18 protein-coding genes are annotated in these 17,455 nt (G+C 74.9%); 13 read left to right on the top strand and 5 right to left on the bottom strand.

All coding sequences use genetic code 11. The annotated features are described in order from the left end of the window. The first annotated feature begins 79 nt into the window (after positions 1 to 79). The 4 genes from ACH499_RS28530 to ssuE all read left to right on the top strand — a co-directional run bounded on the left by ACH499_RS28530 (position 80) and on the right by ssuE (position 3,516). Positions 80 to 958: an alpha/beta fold hydrolase gene (locus ACH499_RS28530; protein ID WP_399019403.1), complete on the top strand. Its 879-nt coding sequence runs from the start codon at positions 80 to 82 to the stop codon at positions 956 to 958. 73 nt (positions 959 to 1,031) lie between these two features. Further along, positions 1,032 to 2,285, top strand: a complete 1,254-nt coding sequence (locus tag ACH499_RS28535; protein ID WP_399019307.1) for an MFS transporter — start codon at positions 1,032 to 1,034, stop codon at positions 2,283 to 2,285. A gap of 291 nt (positions 2,286 to 2,576) precedes the next feature. Next, complete coding sequence (locus ACH499_RS28540; protein WP_399019405.1) at positions 2,577 to 2,660, top strand: putative leader peptide; 84 nt, start codon at positions 2,577 to 2,579, stop codon at positions 2,658 to 2,660. 301 nt (positions 2,661 to 2,961) lie between these two features. After that, positions 2,962 to 3,516 (top strand): NADPH-dependent FMN reductase, encoded by a 555-nt coding sequence (gene ssuE, locus ACH499_RS28545; protein WP_399019309.1) that lies wholly within the window; start codon positions 2,962 to 2,964, stop codon positions 3,514 to 3,516. Positions 3,517 to 3,762: 246 nt separating this feature from the next. On the opposite strand, the gene ACH499_RS28550 is transcribed toward ssuE, so the two are convergent. Together ACH499_RS28550 and ACH499_RS28555 are read right to left on the bottom strand one after the other, a co-directional pair. Then, positions 3,763 to 4,188 carry a PPOX class F420-dependent oxidoreductase gene (locus ACH499_RS28550; protein WP_399019311.1) on the bottom strand — a complete coding sequence of 142 codons (426 nt, stop codon included), beginning with the start codon at positions 4,186 to 4,188 and terminating at the stop codon, positions 3,763 to 3,765. A 79-nt stretch (positions 4,189 to 4,267) separates the two neighbouring features. Beyond that, the gene (locus ACH499_RS28555) at positions 4,268 to 5,158 is read right to left on the bottom strand and encodes an NAD(P)-dependent oxidoreductase (RefSeq protein WP_356205827.1); all 891 of its coding nucleotides are present in this window, start codon (positions 5,156 to 5,158) and stop codon (positions 4,268 to 4,270) included. A 109-nt stretch (positions 5,159 to 5,267) separates the two neighbouring features. Between ACH499_RS28555 and ACH499_RS28560 the strand changes: the two genes are divergently transcribed. After that, positions 5,268 to 5,729, top strand: coding sequence for a type II toxin-antitoxin system PemK/MazF family toxin (locus ACH499_RS28560; protein ID WP_399019314.1), 462 nt, complete (start codon positions 5,268 to 5,270; stop codon positions 5,727 to 5,729). Here ACH499_RS28560 and ACH499_RS28565 read toward each other — a convergent pair. Continuing rightward, positions 5,714 to 6,553, bottom strand: coding sequence for a TIGR02452 family protein (locus ACH499_RS28565; RefSeq protein WP_399019316.1), 840 nt, complete (start codon positions 6,551 to 6,553; stop codon positions 5,714 to 5,716). The two genes, ACH499_RS28560 and ACH499_RS28565, sit on opposite strands and share 16 nt — an antisense overlap. Positions 6,554 to 6,841: 288 nt before the next feature. Between ACH499_RS28565 and egtA the strand changes: the two genes are divergently transcribed. From egtA to egtD, 4 genes are all read left to right on the top strand, one after another. Further along, entirely contained in the window at positions 6,842 to 8,143 is a 1,302-nt protein-coding gene (gene egtA, locus ACH499_RS28570; protein WP_399019318.1) for an ergothioneine biosynthesis glutamate--cysteine ligase EgtA, read from the top strand. A gap of 89 nt (positions 8,144 to 8,232) precedes the next feature. After that, a complete protein-coding gene (gene egtB / locus ACH499_RS28575; RefSeq protein WP_399019407.1) occupies positions 8,233 to 9,507 on the top strand; it encodes an ergothioneine biosynthesis protein EgtB in 1,275 nt (424 codons plus the stop codon). Beyond that, a complete protein-coding gene (gene egtC, locus ACH499_RS28580) occupies positions 9,507 to 10,334 on the top strand; it encodes an ergothioneine biosynthesis protein EgtC (protein WP_399019320.1) in 828 nt (275 codons plus the stop codon). The genes egtB and egtC overlap by 1 nt, the downstream gene beginning before the upstream one ends. Then, complete coding sequence (egtD, locus tag ACH499_RS28585) at positions 10,331 to 11,293, top strand: L-histidine N(alpha)-methyltransferase (RefSeq protein WP_356205831.1); 963 nt, start codon at positions 10,331 to 10,333, stop codon at positions 11,291 to 11,293. The genes egtC and egtD overlap by 4 nt, the downstream gene beginning before the upstream one ends. A 30-nt stretch (positions 11,294 to 11,323) precedes the next feature. Here the strand turns inward: egtD and ACH499_RS28590 are convergent, their stop codons facing one another. After that, positions 11,324 to 12,586 carry an extracellular solute-binding protein gene (locus ACH499_RS28590; protein ID WP_399019322.1) on the bottom strand — a complete coding sequence of 421 codons (1,263 nt, stop codon included), beginning with the start codon at positions 12,584 to 12,586 and terminating at the stop codon, positions 11,324 to 11,326. Between the two features lie 286 nt (positions 12,587 to 12,872). Between ACH499_RS28590 and ACH499_RS28595 the strand changes: the two genes are divergently transcribed. Beyond that, entirely contained in the window at positions 12,873 to 13,088 is a 216-nt protein-coding gene (locus ACH499_RS28595) for a dodecin (protein WP_356205833.1), read from the top strand. 61 nt (positions 13,089 to 13,149) lie between these two features. On the opposite strand, the gene ACH499_RS28600 is transcribed toward ACH499_RS28595, so the two are convergent. Continuing rightward, complete coding sequence (locus ACH499_RS28600; RefSeq protein WP_356205834.1) at positions 13,150 to 13,641, bottom strand: hypothetical protein; 492 nt, start codon at positions 13,639 to 13,641, stop codon at positions 13,150 to 13,152. A 124-nt stretch (positions 13,642 to 13,765) separates the two neighbouring features. On the opposite strand from ACH499_RS28600, the gene rpmF reads away from it, so the two are divergent. From rpmF to ACH499_RS28615, 3 genes are all read left to right on the top strand, one after another. Then, positions 13,766 to 13,936 carry a 50S ribosomal protein L32 gene (gene rpmF, locus ACH499_RS28605; protein ID WP_356205835.1) on the top strand — a complete coding sequence of 57 codons (171 nt, stop codon included), beginning with the start codon at positions 13,766 to 13,768 and terminating at the stop codon, positions 13,934 to 13,936. 52 nt (positions 13,937 to 13,988) lie between these two features. Next, on the top strand, positions 13,989 to 15,008 hold the full coding sequence (locus ACH499_RS28610; RefSeq protein ID WP_399019325.1) for an LLM class flavin-dependent oxidoreductase: 1,020 nt from the start codon (positions 13,989 to 13,991) through the stop codon (positions 15,006 to 15,008). 80 nt (positions 15,009 to 15,088) lie between these two features. Further along, on the top strand, positions 15,089 to 17,434 hold the full coding sequence (locus ACH499_RS28615) for an ATP-binding cassette domain-containing protein (protein WP_399019327.1): 2,346 nt from the start codon (positions 15,089 to 15,091) through the stop codon (positions 17,432 to 17,434). Positions 17,435 to 17,455 lie beyond the last annotated feature (21 nt).

The raw sequence follows: 17,455 nt of genomic DNA on the forward strand, positions 1-17,455 counted from the left end.
CGAAGGCGTCCGGGTCCCGCGGCCGCGGGGCGCCGGAAGAACACCCGCACCTGGAAGGCACCGACCAGTCATGGCACCGATCACCCCCACGATTCCCGGCTTCCGTCACGAACGCGTCCCCGTCGCCGACGGCGTCGCGCTGCACGTGGCCGTCGGCGGCTCCGGCAGCCCGCTCGTGCTGCTGCACGGATTCCCGCAGACCCATCTGATGTGGCGGCACGTCGCCGCCGACCTCGCCGCCGAACACACGGTCGTCTGCCCCGACCTGCGCGGCTACGGCGCCAGCGACAAACCCGCCGACCCGGACGGCACCGCGTACGCCAAGCGCACGATGGCCGCCGACGTCGTCGCGCTGGCCCGTGCCCTCGGGCACGAGCGGTTCGCGCTGGCCGGGCACGACCGGGGTGCCCTGGTCGCGGTCCGCGCCGGGCTCGACCACCCGGAGGCGGTGACGCACCTGGCCGCGCTGGACGTGCTGCCGACCCCGGACATGTGGGACGTGCTGCACGGCACGACGGCCGCCGTGGGGTTCCACCTGTATCTGATGGCGCAGCCGCCGGGGCTGCCGGAGACGCTGATCGGCGCCGCGCCGGACGTGTTCTTCGGCCACTTCCTCGACATCTGGACGCGGGACCCCGGCGCCCTTCCCCCCGAGGTCCGCGCCGCGTATCTGAAGGCGTCGCGCGAGGCGGTGCCGTCCATCGTGGCGGACTACCGGGCCTCGGCCGGCATCGACGTCGAGCACGACCGGGCCGACCGGGAGCGCGGCAACCGGCTGCGGATGCCGGTCATGGTGCTCCAGCAGGACTGGGGGGCGGCCCTCGGGTACGACGCGCAGGCGCTGTGGCGGGCCTGGGCCCCCGAGCTGCGGCACGTCACCGTGGGGTGCGGCCACTTCATGGCGGAGGAGGCGCCCGGGGAGGTCGCCGGGGCCCTGCGGGAGCTGCTGACACGGTAGGAACACGACACAACGGATGGTTGTACCCGGGCGCCGGGCGGTTGTTTGATCGGCGGGCCCGGCGCTCGGTTGGATGTCCGGCGTGGCAGGCGGCAGGTCGCTGGGGCGACCGTTTCGGTGGTTGTGGTCGGCGTACACGGTCAGCGCGTTCGGCACGTTCCTCGCCTTCGACGCGTTCCCGCTGATCGCGGTGATCGTGCTGGACGCGGGACCGGCGCAGGTGGCGGCGCTCTCCGCGGCGGGGCTCGCGGTCGGCGCGGCGGTGGCGGTGCCGCTGGGGCCGTGGGTGGAGTTCCGGCGCAAGAGGCCGGTGATGGTCGCGACGGACCTGCTCCGGTGCGCGGCGCTGCTGAGCGTGCCCGCCGCGTACGCGCTCGGCGTGCTGGACTTCGCACAACTCCTGGTGGTGTCGGTCCTCGTGGGGGCGGCCGACATCACCTTCAACGCCGCCGCCGGCGCGTATCTGAAGACGCTGGTGCCTGCCGAGGACCTGCTGACCGCCAACGGCCGCTTCGAGGCGACGCGGTGGACGGCGACCATGGCCGGGCCCCCGGTCGGCGGGGCGGCGGTGGGGCTCCTCGGCCCGGTGGCCACGGTGACCGCCGACGCGGTGAGCTATCTGCTGTCGGCGCTGGGGATCCGCGCGATCGGCGGCCGGGAACCGCGGCCCGTGCGCCCGGACCCGGCGCCGCGGGCACGGGCGGGCGACCTGTGGGACGGGTGGCGGTTCATCCTGGCCGTCCCCGATCTGCGCCTGCTGTTCCTCAACACGGTGCTCGTCAACGGCCTGATCATGGCGGTCTCCCCGCTGCTCGCCGTCCTCATGCTGGGCCGTCTCGGGTTCGCGCCCTGGGAGTACGGGCTCGCGTTCGCGGTGCCGTGCCTGGGCGGGCTGATCGGCTCCCGGCTGGCCCGGCGGCTGGTGGCCCGCTACGGGCAGCAGCGGGTGCTGGTCACCGCCGGGACGCTCCGGGCGTGCTGGTCGGCCGGGCTGGCCTTCGTCGCTCCGGGCCCCGCCGGTCTGGTGCTGGTGATGGCCGTCGAGTTCGGGCTGATCACCTGTGCCGGCGTGTTCAACCCGGTGTACGTCACCCGGCGGCTCGACAGGACGCCGTCCGACCGGGTGGCCCGCACGCTGTCGGCGTGGTCGGTCAGCGGCAAGCTGACGACCGCGGCGCTGACCGGGCTGTGGGGTCTGCTGGCCGGCCTGGTCGGGCTGCGTACGGCGATCGCGCTGGCCGGCGTACTGCTGCTGGCGACGCCGCTGCTGCTGCCCCGCGCGGAGGCGGCCGAGCCGGCCGGCGCGCCGCTGAGGCGTCCTGCGTGACACCGGTCAAGGGCGACGACGGGGTGGTGCCCCAGGAGGGCGTCAACGCTCCTGCCGTGACCTGCACGCGATGCCGCGCCGGGGGCGGTCGGGCGGCGGGGCCCGCCGTGCCGTCCGTTCCCGCCCGCCGGCCACCGGGCGCAAGCCGTGGAGCGCGGGGCGCGGCCCGGTGCCCCGCTGACGGACGGAGCACGAGGGCCGGGCGCGCTTTGTGAACTCCGTGATTCCGGAATGCCGGAACGACCGGCCGTTCCTTGACGGGTTCGAACGCGTGCTGCCACGATCGGCGGTATGAAGAAGCGACCGGACCTCACGCGACGACGCCACGTCGATCTCGCGCGTGTCTCCAGCGCCTTCTGTCCCCGCGTTTCCTGACGCTCCCTCGGGGCTCCTCTCTCGGCAACGGCGCCACGCACCGCGGCCACTGCCGCCCACGGCGCGTCCGCCCGTCCCCGCGCCTGCCCGCCGCGCTGCCGCGTCGTCCGCTCCGCTCCGCTCCGTCCCGGGACGCGTGACGGGTCCCGGCCCTCACGCCCGCACGGGTGCGGCCGGCCCGGCGTCGGCACGCACCGACGCGGCGACCGGGTCCCCGTCGCCCCCACCCGTACCACCCCGCCCGACCCGAACGTCTCCCCGGGGGCGGGGCGTTCCGCACCCTCCTCGGAAGAGGTCCCTCATGGCCACCGTCCTGTCCGTCTCCGGCAGCCCCTCCGCCACGTCCCGCACCAGCCTCCTGCTGCGCCACCTCGACGAGCGGCTCACCGCCCAGGGGCACCGGGTGGTCCCGCTCGACGTCCGCGCCGTCCCCGCCGAGGCGCTGCTGGGCGCCGACTTCACGCACCCGGCGATCGTCGAGGCCACCGAACTGTTCGCGGCCGCGGACGGCGTGATCGTCGGCACCCCCGTCTACAAGGCCGCCTACTCCGGCGTGCTGAAGGCCCTGCTCGACCTGCTCCCCCAGTACGCGCTCACCGGCAAGGCCGTGCTGCCGCTCGCCACCGGCGGCAGCGTCGCCCATGTGCTGGCCATCGACTACGCGCTGCGGCCGGTGCTCACCGCCATGGGCGCCCGGCACGTCGTGCAGGGCTGGTTCACCCTCGACAAGGACATCACCCGGCGCCCGGACGGCTCCCTCACCGTCGCCCCGGCCGCCGCGGAGGCCCTCGCCCACGTCGTCGACCAGTTCTCGGCGGCTCTCGGGCCCGTCCCGCTGCTCGCCGCGGCGAGCTGAGCGCCGAGGCCCCGCGCCGCAACGGGTGGGAGATCCGCTCCACCCCGTGGGCCCGCAGGGGCCCGGTGCGCGGCGGCGCGGGCACCGCCCTGGGCGGCAGCCACCGTGGAGGTCGCCGGGCGGATCGAGGACGCGGCTCCCCCGGGCATCGGGGAGTTCGTCCACGAGTGGTACGGATTCGGGCGAGGACGTCCCGCTCCGGCCGGGCGAGCCGAGCCCCGGCCGGGCGGGTCCGCGGCCGGGCCCTCAGCCCCCTGCCTGGTCGCTGTCCTTCATCGCGCCCCAGCCGTGCCAGCGCTCGACCTCGATCCACGCGCTGACCCGGGCCCGGACCCGGTCCGGGTAGGGCTTGCCGGTGTACTGCGCCGAGAGCCGGTCGATGTCGGCCAGGCCCTCGTCGTCGCGGGTCTCGGTGACCCGGCCGATGAGGGTGACGTGGGTGTACCAGTCGTCGCCGTCGAGGACGGTGAGGGTCACTCGGGGGTCGCGGCGCAGGTGCCTGAGGCGTACGCGGCCCTCGTCGAGGCTGATCAGGACACGGCCGTCGTCCTCCCACAGGTACCAGGTGGGCGTGGAGACGGGTGCGCCGTCCCGACGCAGGGTGGCCATCACGCACGGGTTGGGCCGACGCAGCAGGTCGACGGCCTCGGGCGGCAGCGGGGGCTTGGACACGGTGGCTCCTTCGCTCGGGGATCCTTCGGGGCTGTGGCGGCTCGCGGCCGCCCGCGTTCTTCCAGTACCCCGGCTCCGCTCAGTCGGACGGCTTCTCGTCGAAGCTGGCGAAGTAGGCGGCGGCCATGTCCTCGTCGCCGTGCCCCTGTGCGGCGGCGCGCTCCAGGCGCCGGGCGCTCGCGGCGGCGACGTCGAGGCGGACGCCGCCGCGCTCGCCGGCCTCGACGATCAGGCGGGCGTCCTTCGCTGCGGTGGTCACGGCGAACTGGGGCGGCGTCAGGTCGCCTTCGCGGATCATCGCGGACTTGGCGCGCAGGTACCCCATGTCGAGGGGGCCGCCGGCGATGGCGTCGAAGAAGTGGTCGGGGTCCACGCCGAGCGCCCCGGCGAGCGCCAGGACCTCGCCGGCCGCGTTGGTGGCGGCGATGACCCAACTGTTGGCCACGAGCTTGAGCCGGGTGGCGCTCGCGGCGGCGCCGTCCTCGCCGGTCCACACCGTGCGGGAGCCGATCGCGTCGAACACCGGCCGCACGGCGTCCCGCGCGTCGGCCGGGCCGGCGGCGAGCACGAGCAACCGGCCCGCCTCCGCGGGCTGCCGGGTGCCGAGGACCGGGGCGTCGAAGAAGACGAGGCCGTGCTCGTGGGCGAAGGCGGCGAGGTCGGCGACGCCGTCGAGTCCGGCGGTGGTCGACTGCACCCAGGCGGCGCCGGCGCGCAGGCCGGGGGCGGCGCGGCGCATGACGTCCAGGGCGGCCGGGCCGTCGTACAGCATGGTGAGCACAACGTCGGCGTCCCGCACCGCCTCCTCGGGGCTGTCGGCGATCCGGACGCCGTCGGCGGCCAGCGGCTCGGCCTTGTCCCGGCTGCGGTTCCAGGCGTGGACGGTGAGTCCGGCGCGGGCGAGGTTGCGGGCCATCGCGGCGCCCATGATGCCGGTGCCCAGGACGCTCACGGTGAGCTGGTCGGTCATGACGGCGGCTTCCTGTTCTCGTGGTCGGGCGGGGTGTGGATCATCAGCCTGCCACCCGGCCGGGATCCGCGCCGACCGGCCCCGCGGACGCGTCCCGTACGGTACGGCCGTGAACGCCTTTACCCGAAGCACCGAAGACGACGCGCACCTGCCCGGCAGCCGGGGCCCCTTCGCGACCACGGAGGCGGACCCGCGGAACGTGGGCCGGGTGCGCACCGAGTACTCCCCGGCCTGCGACGGGGACCCCGATCCGGGCGAGATCGTCTGGACGTGGGTGCCGTACGAGGAGAACGACGGGCGCGGCAAGGACCGGCCCGTGCTCGTCGTCGCCCGGGAGGCGGCGGGCACGCTGCTGGCCGTGCGGCTCTCCAGCAAGCCGCACCGGGGCGACAGGGACTGGGTGCCCATCGGCAGCGGGCCGTGGGACCGGTCGGGCCGGGACTCCTGGGTGGACGTGGACCGGGTGCTGCGGCTGCACGAGGCCGGGATGCGGCGCGAGGCGTGCGCCCTGGACCGGATGCGGTTCGGCCTCGTACGGCACCGGCTGCGGGAGCGCTACGGCTGGAGCTGAGGTCCGCTGCCGACGGCGTCCGGGAAGGCCCGCTCGAAGGCCGGCCTGACCGTGCCGCCCGGGGTGCGGTCCAGGATGCCGAACGTCACCCGTTCGAACGCCGGGGCGAACCGTCCGCCGGGTCCGAGCAGTGCCCGGAAGGCGCCCGCGACCTGGGCCGGGTCGTTGCGGAACACTCCGCAGCCCCAGGCGCCGAGCACCAGGCGCCGGTAGCCGTGGGCCGCGGCCGTCTCCAGCACCCGTTCGGCGCGCACGGCGAGCGCGGCGCCCAGCTCGCCCGTGCGCTGTGGTGCGGTGCGCGCCACCACGCCCGCGTTCGGCGCGGCCGCGGTGAGGAACCCGGCCGTGTACGGCCGCTCCAGCAGCACCCCGCGGTCGTCGCGGAAGACCGGCACGGCGGGTGAGTGGATGACGCGGTCCGTGTAGAACGGGTCGCGGTGGGCCCGGTGGTGGTCGTAGAAGGCACGGGCCCGCAGCAGGCAGGTGTACAGGGCGGAAGCCCGGCACAGGGCCTCCTCCTGGGCCTGTGCGCCGTTCAGGTACCCGCCGCCGGGGTTGCGGGCGGAGGCGAAGTTCAGCACGGCGACCTCGCCACCGAGGCGGCGCGCGGCCTCCAGGCTGCTCTCGCCGGTGACCTCGACGACCGTGGCCGCCGGGGGCGCCCGTCGCACCTCGACCGGCTCCGGTCCGTACACGCGCGTGCCCTCGCGGGCCGCCTCCACCGCCGCCGCCAGCGGCACCTCGCGTCCGCCGGGCGTGCGGTAGGCCCCCGCCTCGACGATCTGCTCGGTGCGCCGTGCGACGGCCCGCAGGCGCGCGCTCACGGCGCCACCCCCGTGGACGCCGTGACCGCGCGCCGGGCGGCCTCCCCCGTCGTGCTCATGCCAGAATCCTGGATCATGCCGCCGAGGCGGCGCAACGGGATTTCCCGGCCCGGGAAACGACGGGAAAAACCCCGGGAAACGGTCGGACCGTGCGCATTTCCGCGCCGTTATGTCCCGAGATGCGCCCTTGTGCCGAGCCGTGCGAGGGTCTTGGGTGGGACGAGTGTGCCGGCCCGGACCACCACGAACGAGGCCGGCGACATGGTGGAATCTCAGGAGGATCCCGACATGTCCGATGCGGTAGGTGGCTGCATACGGCCACGCACCACCGTCACGGAGGCCGAGGTCGAGGCGCTGGTCCACGGCATCTGCTTCAAGACCGGTCCGCCGGTCCGCCTCGGCGTCGAGGTGGAGTGGCTGATCCACGAGCTGCGCGAGCCGCGGCTCCCGGTGACGTCCGACAGACTCGAAGCGGTCTACGCCACGCTGCGGACCGTTCCCCTGCACTCCGCGCTGACCGTCGAACCCGGCGGCCAGCTCGAACTGAGTTCGCTCCCCGCCGCCTCCCTGATGGAGTGCGTCGACGCCGTGGGCACCGATCTGGACGCCGTCCGCGCCGTCCTGCGCGAGGCCGGCCTCGCCCTCGTCGGCCTCGGCCACGACCCGTGGAGGTCCCCGCACCGCTTCCTGCGCCAGCCCCGTTACGACGCCATGGAGGCGTGCCTGGACCGCACCGGTCCCGCGGGCCGCTTCATGATGTGCGCGTCCGCCTCCGTACAGGTGTGCGTGGACGCCGGGCACGAGGAGCCCGGCCCGCTCGGCCATGTGCGCCGCTGGTGGCTGGCCCACCAGCTCGGCGCGGTCCTGCTGGCCGCGTTCGCCAACTCGCCGCTGGCCGGCGGCCGGCCCACCGGCTGGCGGTCCACCCGGCAGCTCCGGTGGACGCAGATCGGCGCCGGACGGGCGGGCGGCCCCCCGCTGGACGCCGAACCGCGCCGCGCCTGGGCCCGGCACGTGCTGGACGCACCGGTGATGTGCGTACGCCGGGACGGCGGCCCCTGGGACGTGCCGGACGGCCTGACGTTCCGGGAGTGGGCCCGCACCCGCGCGCCGAGGGCGCCGACGAGGGAGGACCTCGACTACCACCTCACCACGCTGTTCCCGCCGGTCAGGCCGCGCGGCCACCTGGAACTGCGCATGATCGACGCGCAGCCGGGGGACGACGGCTGGATCGTGCCGCTGGCCGTGACGGCGGCGCTGTTCGACGACCCCGAGGCCTCCGAGACCGCCTACCGGGCCGTGAAGCCCCTCGCGGAGCGCACCCTCGGCCTGCCGGCACCCCACAATCCGCTCTACCGCGACGCGGCCCGCGACGCCCTCACCGATCCGGAGCTGCGCGAGGCGGCCGTCGCCTGCTTCACGGCGGCGCTCGGCGCGCTGCCCCGCATCGGCGCCTCCACCGAGGTGACGGACGCCGTCGCGGCGTACCTGGACCGCCATGTCGCCCGGGGCCGCTGCCCGGCCGACGACCTGCTGGACGCGCACGACGGCGCGGGCCGCGGCCCGCACGGGAGGGAGTTCCGCCCATGACCGACTCCGCCACGGACCCCGCCGGCGGCCGGGCGCCCGGCCCGGCCGGCGAGCCCTTCGCCGACGCGGAGGCGCTGCGCGAGCGAGCGATGACCACGCTCGTCACGGCCCGCGAGCGCACCACGCTGCTGACGAGCTGCGTGGAAGGGCCCGACCTGACCGCGCAGCACTCCCCGCTGATGTCCCCGCTGGTGTGGGACCTCGCGCACATCGGCAACCAGGAGGAGCAGTGGCTGCTGCGGGCCGTCGCCGGGCAGGAGGCGATACGGCCCGAGATCGACAGCCTCTACGACGCCTTCGAGCATCCGCGCGCCGAACGCCCGAGCCTGCCGCTGCTGCCGCCCGACGAGGCCCGCCGGTACGCGGCCGACGTGCGCGGCCGCGCCCTGGACGTGCTGGAGAGCGCCGCCTTCCACGGGACGCGGCTGACGGAGGCGGGCTTCGCCTTCGGGATGATCGCCCAGCACGAGCAGCAGCACGACGAGACCATGCTCATCACCCACCAGCTCCGCAGGGGCCCGCGGGTTCTGACGGCCCCGGACCCCGACCCGGTGCCCCTGTTCACCGGGCCGGCCGAGGTCCTGGTGCCCGGCGGTCCGTTCACGATGGGCACCTCGGCCGAGCCGTGGGCCCTGGACAACGAACGGCCCGCGCACCGGCGGGAGGTGGCCGCCTTCCACATCGACACCACGCCGGTCACCAACGGCGCCTACCAGGCGTTCATCGAGGACGGCGGCTACGACGACCCCCGCTGGTGGGCCCCCGAGGGCTGGGAGTACGTCCGCCGCCACGCGATCACCGCCCCGCTGTTCTGGCGCCGGGACGGCGGGCAGTGGCTGCGGCGCCGCTTCGGCGTCACCGAGGTGGTGCCGCCCGACGAGCCGGTGGTGCACGTGTGCTGGTACGAGGCCGACGCGTGGGCCCGCTGGGCCGGCCGGCGGCTGCCCACCGAGGCCGAATGGGAGAAGGCGGCCCGGTACGACCCGGCCGGCGACCGCTCCATGCGCTATCCGTGGGGCGACGCCGACCCCGGCCCGGAGCACGCCAACCTGGGCCAGCGGCACCTGCGCCCGGCGCCCGCGGGCAGCTATCCGGCCGGCGAGTCGCCGCTCGGGGTACGGCAGTTGATCGGCGACGTCTGGGAGTGGACGTCCAGCGACTTCGCCCCGTACCCCGGTTTCCGGGCGTTCCCGTACCGGGAGTACTCGGAGGTGTTCTTCGGGCCCGACCACAAGGTGCTGCGCGGCGGTTCGTTCGCCGTGGCCCCGGTGGCCTGCCGGGGCACGTTCCGCAACTGGGACTATCCCGTCCGGCGGCAGATCTTCTCCGGCTTCCGCACCGCCCGCTCGGCGGAGGGTGCCTGATGTGCCGCCACCTGGCCTACGTGGGGCCCCCCGAACCGCTCGGCCGGCTGCTGGTGGAGCCGCCGCACGCCCTGTACCGCCAGTCCTGGGCGCCACGGCGTCAGCGGTACGGCACGGTCAACGCCGACGGGTTCGGCGTCGGCTGGTACGCCGAGGGCGACCCGGTCCCGGCGCGCTACCGCCGGGCCGGGCCGATCTGGGCGGACCAGTCCTTCGCCGACCTGGCCCGCGTGGTGCGCACCCGGGCGCTGCTGGCCGCCGTACGGGACGCGACCCTGGCGGGCGCCGACGCGGAGGCCGCGGCGGCGCCGTTCGCGTCGGGTCCCTGGCTGTTCAGCCACAACGGCGCCGTACGGGACTGGCCCGGCTCGCTGGCCCGGGTGGCCGCGGGCCTTCCGGCCGGGGAGCTGCTGTCGCTGGAGGCGCGCAACGACTCGGCGCTCGTGTGGGCGCTGGTCCTGCACCGGCTGCGCGCCGGGGCCACGGACGTGCCGGGCGCCGGCGCGCGGGCCTTGGCCGGCACGGTGCTGGAGGTCGCCGCCGCCTCCCCCGGCTCCCGCCTCAACCTGCTGCTCACGGACGGCGCCGCCGTCGCCGCCACCGCCTGGGGCGACACCCTGTGGTACCTGACCCGCCCGGGCGGCGGCACGGTCGTCGCCTCCGAGCCGTACGACGACGACCCGGGCTGGCAGGAGGTGCCCGACCGCACCCTGCTGGCGGCGAGCGGCACGGACGTGCTGCTCACCCCGCTCGCGGACCCGCGCGAGAACGCCCTGGTACCCGCGGCCGCGGCCGCTTCCGCATCGCCGAAGGAGCCCCGCACGTGAGCCCGTTCCACCTCACCCGCACGCTGCCCGAGGACGCGACGGGCGCCGCCCTGCGCGCCGACGTCCTGACGGGCCTGACGAGCACGCCCAAGACGCTGCCGCCCAAGTGGTTCTACGACGCGCGGGGCAGCGAGCTGTTCGAGGAGATCACCGCCCTGCCCGAGTACTACCCCACCCGGGCGGAGCGCGAGATCCTCCTCGGCCGGGCCGGCGAGATCGCCGCCGCGACCGGCGCCCGGACCCTGGTCGAACTGGGCTCGGGCTCCTCGGAGAAGACCCGGCACCTGCTCGACGAGCTGACCGGGCTGGACGCGTACGTGCCGGTCGACGTCAGCGAGAGCGCGCTCACGCAGGCCGGGCGGGCGATCACCGCCGAGCGGCCTGGGCTGCGGGTGCACGCGCTGATCGCCGACTTCACCTCCGGGCTCGTCCTCCCCGGCACACCAGGACCCCGGCTGGTGGCGTTCCTCGGCGGCACGATCGGCAACCTGCTCCCCGCCGAACGCGCCGCTTTCCTCGCCTCCGTCCGCGCGCTGCTCTCCCCCGGCGACGCGCTCCTGCTGGGCACCGACCTGGTCAAGGACGAGGAGGTGCTGGTGCGGGCGTACGACGACGCGGCGGGGGTGACGGCCGCGTTCGACAAGAACGTCCTGTCCGTCGTCAACCGGGAACTGGGCGCCGACTTCGTGCCCGCGGCCTTCGACCACGTCGCCGTGTGGGACGCGGAGCGCGAGTGGATCGAGATGCGGCTGCGTTCGCGCACGGCGCAGACGGTGAAGATCCAGGCGCTCGACCTCGCCGTGCACTTCGCCGCCGGGGAGGAGCTGCGCACCGAGGTGTCCGCGAAGTTCCGCGAGGAGGGCGTACGGACCGAACTGTCCGCGGCCGGCCTGGAACTGACCCACTGGTGGACCGACGCCGAGGGGCGTTTCGCGCTGTCGCTGAGCGTGGTGCGCTGACGCCCCGGGCCCCGGTCCACCGCCCGGGTGTCAGCGGGCGTCGGGGTCCAGGAGTTCGGTGATGCGGTCGGAGGCCCGGCGGGCCTCCGGCCGCGCCTCGGCACCCTTGAGGACGGCCGTCATGTACGCCTTGATCGGGTTGTCCGCCTCGACGGCGCCCCAGCGGGGCGTTCCCGGGGTCGCCCGGCCCTGGGCGGCACCGGCGGCCATCGCCTCGACTCCTTCCCCGCCGGCGACGTCCGCGGCCAGCGACTTCTTGTTGGGGACGTAGTTCATGGTGCGGGCCAGGTCGGTGTTCCACTTGGCGCCCGTGAGGGCCTCGACGACCGCGACGGCGCCGTCGCGGTCGTCGGTGTTCTGCGGGACGACGAGGTCGGAGCCGCCGGTGAACACCGCGCCCGGCTTGTCGGCGCTCTTGCCGGGGACGGGGAAGAAGCCCAGCTTGTCCTTGAGGGCGGGGTTCTCGCGCAGGATGGTCTGGGCGAGCCCCGGCACCGCGATGATCTGCGCGACCTCGCCCTTGGCGAACACACCGGCCTGCGGCGGGTGTTCCTCGTCCGCGTCGACCGGGCCCTCGCCCAGGGCCTGGAGTTCGCGGTAGAAGTCCATGCCGCGCAGGGCGGCCGCGCTGTCCAGCGTGCCCTTCCAGGCGCCGTTCTCCTTGGCCAGCTCGCCGCCCTCGTCCCAGATGAACCCGGAGAGCGTGTACCAGTCCTGCCCGGCCAGGTAGATGCCCTGCGCGGAGCCCCGGTCGAGCTTCTCGGTGGCGGTGAGCCACTCCTCGCGGGTCCGCGGCGGCTCGGTGACGCCGGCCTGCTCGAACAGGTCCTTGCGGTAGATGACGACGCGGTTGGCGGCGTACCAGGGGATGCCGAACTGCTGGGACAGGTACTCCCCGGGTTCGGCGAGGCCGGGGAGCCAGTCGCGGATGCCCCAGTCCCGCATCGCCTCCAGGGTCAGGTCCTCCAGCCGGCCGCCCTCGGCGTACTGCGGGACCTGGGTGTTGCCGACCTCGATGACGTCGGGCTGCTCCCCGCCGCCCTCGGACTTCAGCGCGGTCTGCACCTTCTCCCCGATGCCGGTCCACTCCTGGATGCGGATGTCGAGGTCCAGGTCGGGGTGCTCGCGCTCGAAGTCCTCGGTGAATCGCTGGAGGAAGTCGTCGGAGGCGCTGCCCTTCATCAGCCACACGGTGACGGTGCGTCGTCCGCCCCCGGCGTCCGAGGACACCAGGCCGCAGCCGCTGAGCAGGGATGCGGAGACACAGACAAGGGCGAGGAGGCGACGTCTCACGAGGGGGTCCTTCTGATCGAGCAGCAGTCGGCGGGGACCCGGGGGGTCCTGCGCACCTGAAGGGGAACCCGGCGTGGGGGGACGAGCGGAGGGCTCGTACGGGTGTAGGGCATTTTGGTATGGACCAATACGAAGGTCAAGGGGTTGATCCGCGTCCCTGACCGACGGAGAGGCGGACACCCCGGCGCGGGGGCCGACGCCTCGCGCTCCGCCGCCGCGTGGGGCACGGTGGAGTGACGCGCGGCACACGCGACACCACCGTCACCCCGCGGAAGGGAGCACCCGCATGTCGAACCACACCTACCGGGTCACCGAGATCGTCGGCACCTCGCCCGACGGCGTCGACCAGGCCGTCCGCAACGGCATCGAGCGCGCCTCGCAGACGCTGCGCAACCTCGACTGGTTCGAGGTCACCCAGGTGCGCGGCCAGATCGAGGAGGGCCGGGTGGCGCACTGGCAGGTCGGCCTGAAGGTCGGCTTCCGGCTGGAGGGCTCCGACTGACGCACCGGCCCCGGGAGGCACCGGAACCCCCGAGACGCCCGCGACGCCGCTGAGGGTCTCCTCAGGTACGCCCCTCCCGCTCCTGGGCGTCCTCGAGTTCGGCCGACGCCGCGGCCCAGTCCGCGCGGACGACGGTGAACCCGGCCCGCTCGGCGTCGTCGCACACCAGCGCGTCGTCGTCCACGAGGAAGCGCACGTCCCGGGTACGGGCGAGCCGGCCCAGGATCTCCAGCTTGGTGCGCCGGGCGGGACGGCGGTCACCGTTGCCCCGCATGTACAGGCGCCCCTCGGGGAGCCGTTGCGCGGCCAGCCAGTCGAGGGTGTCGCGGCGGCAGCGCTCGGGCCGTCCGGTCAGATAGACGATCTCGCACTCCCCGGCGCTCTCGCGCACCAGCTCCACGCCCCGCGGCAGCGGCGGATCGTCGGGCGCGGCGGCGAAGAAGCCGTCCCAGTCGCGCGGCCGGCGCTCCAGGAAGTGCTGCCGGTGCGCGGTCCCTGCGAGGGTGTTGTCCAGATCGAACACGGCCAGCGGGGGCCTGCTGCTGTCGGTCACGCCCCCACCCTAGAGCCCGTCCGCGCGGTCGCGGCACGGGCCCGGGCACGCCCCCCGGCCTCAATTGTTAATGGGATCCATTTTCATGTAGCGTCCCCACGGTCACCGACCGAAGGGGAAGCCCATGGCCGTTCCGAAGCGGAAGATGTCCCGCAGCAACACCCGCCACCGCCGCGCCCACTGGAAGGCGGCGACGCCGGTCCTCGTGCCGGTCACCGTCGACGGCGTCCGGCATCTCGTACCCCAGCACCTGGTGCGGGCCTACGAGCGCGGGCTGCTGCGCCCCGGGGGCTGACCGGCCCTCCCGGTTCCGGGAATCCTCACGCCGCACAGGTGTTGAACCCCGTGTGAGCTCCCTGATCGCGACGACCCGCTTCTCCGTGCTCGACCGCTCCCGCATCCGCGAGGGCCGCACCGGCGCCGAGGCGCTGCGCGACACCGTGGCCCTGGCCCGGGAGGCGGAACGGCTCGGCTACCACCGGTTCTGGGTGGCCGAGCACCACGGGGTGCCCGGCGTGGCCGGCTCCGCGCCGACCGTGCTGGCCGCCGCCGTGGCGGGGGCCACCCGCCGCATCCGGGTCGGCACCGGGGGCGTGATGCTGCCCAACCACCGCCCCCTGGTCGTCGCCGAGCAGTTCGGCGTGCTGGAGTCGCTCTTCCCGGGCCGGATCGACATGGGGCTCGGCCGGTCGGTGGGGTTCACCGACGGCGTGCGCAGGGCGCTCGGCCGGGACAAGGACGACGCCGAGGACTTCGACGCGCAACTGGCGGAACTGCTCGGCTGGTTCCGGGGCACCTCCCCCACCGGCGTCCACGCCCGGCCCGCCGAGGGGCTGACCGTCCCTCCGTTCGTGCTGGCCATGGGCGAGGGAGCGGCCGTCGCCGCCCGGGCGGGCCTGCCGCTGGTCATCGGCGACCTGCGGGACCGCGACCGGATGCGCCGGGCCGTCGACCGCTACCGCACCGACTTCCGCCCCTCCGAGTGGGCCCGGGAGCCGTACGTCGTCGTCTCGGGCACCGTCGCCGTGGCCGCCACCCCGGAAGCGGCCCGGCGCATCCTGCTCCCCGAGGCCTGGTCCATGGCCCGGGCCCGCACCCGCGGCTCCTTCCCCCCTCTGCCGCCGGCCGAGGACGTCGAGGCCCGCACGATGACCGCCAAGGAGCGCGAGCTGTACGAGGCGGGACTGACCGGCCACATCGCGGGCACCGGGGAACAGGTCGCCGGCGAACTGGAGTCGCTCCTCGAGGAGACGGGCGCCCAGGAGGTGCTCGTGACCACCAGCACGTACGACCGCGAGGCCCTGCTGGACTCCTACCGGCGGCTCGCCCGCGTCACCGGCCGGGGGACGTCGGGCGTCGCGGCGTAGAATCGCAGGGTTTGTCCCGCCGGGCCGGGCCGTCGGTCCGTCCGGCCGAGCCCGCCCGAAGACGTACGGAGTTCCCCGCGATGCACAGCCCCCACGACCCGTACGTCCGTGTCCGCGGCGCACGTGAGCACAACCTCAAGGGCGTGGACGTCGACGTCCCTCGGGACGTGGTGGCCGTGTTCACCGGCGTCTCGGGCTCCGGCAAGTCGTCGCTCGCCTTCGGGACCGTCTACGCGGAGGCACAGCGCCGGTACTTCGAGTCGGTCGCGCCCTACGCCCGCCGGCTGATCCAGCAGGTCGGCGCCCCGAAGGTCGGCGAGATCACCGGGCTGCCGCCGGCCGTGTCGCTCCAGCAGCGCCGGGCGGCGCCGACGTCGCGTTCGTCGGTGGGCACGGTCACCAACCTCTCCAACTCCCTGCGGATGCTGTTCTCCCGCGCGGGCGACTACCCGCCGGGCGCCGCGCGGCTCGACTCGGACGCCTTCTCGCCCAACACGGCGGCCGGGGCGTGCCCCGAGTGCCACGGGCTGGGCCGGGTGCACCGTACGACCGAGGAACTGCTCGTCCCCGACCCATCGCTGTCGGTCCGCGAGGGCGCCGTCGCGGCGTGGCCCGGGGCCTGGCAGGGCAAGAACCTGCGGGACGTCCTGGACGCGCTCGGGTACGACGTGGACCGGCCGTGGCGCGAACTGCCCGCCGAGCAGCGCGAGTGGATCCTGTTCACGGAAGAGCAGCCGGTGGTCACCGTGCACCCCGTGCGCGAGGCCGGACGGATCCAGCGGCCCTACCAGGGCACGTACATGAGCGCCCGGCGATATGTGATGAAGACGTTCTCGGAGTCGAAGAGCGCGACGCTTCGGGCCAAGGCGGAACGCTTCCTCACCAGCGCGCCCTGTCCCGTGTGCGGCGGCGGCCGGCTGCGGCCCGAGGCGCTGGCGGTGACCGTGGGCGGCCTGAACATCGCGCGGACGACGGCGCTGCCCCTGAGCGAACTGGTCTCGCGGCTGCCCGACGGCGACGAGACGGCCCGGGTGCTCACCGCCGACCTGACCTCGCGCATCGCGCCCGTGATCGAGCTGGGCCTCGGCTATCTGAGCCTCGACCGCCCGGCGCCCTCCCTGTCGGCGGGCGAGCTGCAGCGGCTGCGCCTGGCCACGCAGCTCCGCTCCGGGCTGTTCGGGGTCGTCCACGTCCTCGACGAGCCGTCCGCGGGACTGCACCCGGCGGACACCGAGGCCCTGCTGACGGTACTGGAGCGGCTGAAGTCGGCGGGCAACTCGGTGTTCGTCGTCGAGCACCACCTGGGCGTGATGCGCGGCGCCGACTGGATCGTGGACGTCGGCCCGCGGGCGGGCGAGCACGGCGGGCGCGTGCTCTACAGCGGCCCGGTGGCCGAACTGGCCGGGGTCGAGGAGTCGGCGACGGCCCGGTACCTCTTCGACCGCTCCCCCGCCCCGGCCCGCGAGGCGCGCAAGCCCCGGGGCACCCTGACGGTCGGTCCGGTCACCCGGCACAACCTGCGCGGGGTGAGTGCCGCGTTCCCGCTGGGCGTGCTCACGGCGGTGACGGGCGTGTCGGGGTCCGGGAAGTCCACGCTCATCGGCGAGATCACCGACGAGCTGCCGGGTGTGGGCCGCCTCGTCTCGGTCGACCAGAAGCCCATCGGCCGCACCCCGCGGTCCAACCTGGCCACGTACACCGGCCTGTTCGACGTCGTGCGGAAGGTGTTCGCGGACACCGACGCGGCACGCGAACGGGGGTACGGCGTCGGCCGGTTCTCCTTCAACGTGGCCGGCGGGCGCTGCGAGACCTGCCAGGGCGAGGGGTTCGTCAGCGTCGAGCTGCTGTTCCTGCCGAGCACCTACGCGCCCTGCCCCGACTGCGGCGGCGCGCGCTACAACCCCGAGACGCTCGAAGTCGCCCACCGGGGGCGGAACATCGCCGAGGTGCTGGGCCTGACGGTGGAGGACGCGGCGGAGTTCTTCACGGACACTCCGGCCGTGGCGCGCAGCCTGGCCGCGCTGCTGGACGTGGGGCTCGGCTACCTGCGGCTCGGCCAGCCGGCGACGGAGCTGTCCGGCGGTGAGGCCCAGCGGATCAAGCTGGCGAGCGAACTGCAGCGGGGCCGCCGCGGCCACACCCTGTACCTCCTGGACGAACCGACGACCGGTCTGCACCCGGCCGATGTGGAGGTGCTGATGCGGCAGCTGCACGGCCTGGTCGACGCCGGGCACACGGTGGTCGTCGTGGAGCACGACATGGCCGTGGTGGCGGGCGCAGACTGGGTGATCGACCTGGGGCCGGGCGGCGGCGACGCGGGCGGGCGGATCGTCGCGGCGGGCCCTCCGGCCGAGGTGGCGCGGGCGGCGGGCAGCGCCACGGCGCCGTATCTGGCCGAGGCGCTGGAGGGCGGGACGCGCCGGTGACGGCGGTTCACCGGCGCGTGC

Origin of the sequence: Streptomyces sp. NPDC018947 (assembly GCF_044390505.1) — a bacterium.
Classification (GTDB): domain Bacteria; phylum Actinomycetota; class Actinomycetes; order Streptomycetales; family Streptomycetaceae; genus Streptomyces.